At 51.9% G+C, this 2,116-nt stretch carries 1 rRNA gene (cut by a window edge); it reads left to right on the top strand.

The window, feature by feature from the left end:
• Window positions 1-2,116: ribosomal RNA gene (locus ACZ5KY_RS14530) — 23S ribosomal RNA — on the top strand (its annotated part continues 611 nt past the right edge of the window); the annotation flags it as partial.

The following is a 2,116-nucleotide window of genomic DNA, read 5'->3' as shown; positions in this document are numbered from 1 at the left end:
AGATTCCGTAAGTAGCGGCGAGCGAACGCGGATTAGCCCAAACCGAAATTACTTAGGTGATTTCGGGGTTGTGGGGCCCCAACATGGGATTGAGAATAGGTAGCAGAAGGCTCTGGAAAGTGCCGTCGTAGAGGGTGATAGCCCCGTATGCGAAACCTTGACTCACTCTAGGGTGTCCCCGAGTACCACGGAACACGAGAAATTCTGTGGGAAGCTGGGTGGACCATCATCCAAGGCTAAATACTCCCCAATGACCGATAGCGCATAGTACCGTGAGGGAAAGGTGAAAAGAACTCCGTTAAGGAGAGTGAAATAGAACCTGAAACCGTACGCTTACAAGCAGTGGGAGCCCTATGACTTCGGTCAGGGTGACCGCGTGCCTTTTGCATAATGAGTCAGCGAGTTACGCTCAGTAGCGAGGTTAAGCCGTTAGGTGGAGCCGCAGCGAAAGCGAGTCTGAATAGGGCGAATTAGTTGCTGGGAGTAGACCCGAAACCGGGTGATCTATCCATGGGCAGGGTGAAGCGAAGGTAACACTTCGTGGAGGCCCGAACCCACTTAGGTTGAAAACTGAGGGGATGACCTGTGGATAGGAGTGAAAGGCTAATCAAACCCGGAGATAGCTGGTTCTCCTCGAAATATATTTAGGTATAGCCTCGCACGAATCGTCTCGGAGGTAGAGCACTGAATGGGCTAGGGGTCTTACCGGATTACCAAACCTAATCAAACTCCGAATGCCGAGAACGTATATGCGGGAGTCAGACTGCGGGTGATAAGATCCGTAGTCGAGAGGGAAACAACCCAGACCGCCAGCTAAGGTCCCTAAGTCTGTGCTAAGTGGAAAAGGATGTGGAAATGCTTAGACAACCAGGAGGTTGGCTTAGAAGCAGCCACCCTTTAAAGAAAGCGTAATAGCTCACTGGTCAAGTGGGTCCGCGCCGAAGATGTAACGGGGCTCAAGCACAGCACCGAAGCTGCGGATTTGATCCGCAAGGGTTAAGTGGTAGAGGAGCATTGTAGCAACCGCTGAAGGTCGACCGTGAGGACGGCTGGAGGAACTACAAGAGATTATGCTGACATGAGTAGCGCAAATGCGAGTGAGAAACTCGCACGCCGAAAACCCAAGGTTTCCTCTGTAAAGGTAATCTGCGGAGGGTTAGTCGGTCCCTAAGGCGAGGCCGAAAGGCGTAGTTGATGGGAAACAGGTTAATATTCCTGTACCATTTGTTAATGCGATGGGGGGACGGAGCAGGGTAGATCAGCCAGGTGTTGGACGTCCTGGTTTAAGCGTGTAGGTGGGGAAGGTAGGTAAATCCGCTTTCCTGTATAACACTGAGGCGTGATGACGAGAGCTTCAAGCTCATAAAGTGATTGACCCCATACTTCCAAGAAAAGCCTCTAAGCTTCAGTTAACATGTGACCGTACCGAAAACCAACTCAGGTGGGTAGGTAGAGAATACTAAGGCGATTGAGAGAACTCTGGTTAAGGAACTCGGCAAAATGACACCGTAACTTCGGGAGAAGGTGTGCCTCCATTAGGTGAAGCGATTCGCTCGCTTAGCTGAAGGGGGTTGCAGTGAAATGGCGGTAGCGACTGTTTACTAAAAACACAGCACTCTGCAAACTCGTAAGAGGACGTATAGGGTGTGACGCCTGCCCGGTGCCGGAAGGTTAAGGGGATGTGTTAGCTTTCGAGCGAAGCACTGAACCGAAGCCCCGGTAAACGGCGGCCGTAACTATAACGGTCCTAAGGTAGCGAAATTCCTTGTCGGGTAAGTTCCGACCTGCACGAATGGCGTAACGACTTCCGCACTGTCTCAACCAGGGACTCAGCGAAATTGAATTGGCGGTGAAGATGCCGTCTACCCGCGGCAAGACGGAAAGACCCCGTGAACCTTTACTATAGCTTGGCAGTGATATTCGGAACAGCATGTGTAGGATAGGTGGGAGACTTTGAAGCTGGCACGCTAGTGTCGGTGGAGTCGCCCTTGAAATACCACCCTTGTTTTTTTGGATATCTAACCTCGGCCCGTTATCCGGGCTAGGGACATTGCCTGGTGGGTAGTTTGACTGGGGCGGTCGCCTCCTAAAGAGTAACGGAGGCGCGCGAAGGTTC

The sequence above is a fragment of the Desulfuromonas svalbardensis genome (genome assembly GCF_055389415.1).
This window is presented reverse-complemented; position numbering and strand designations above follow the sequence as displayed.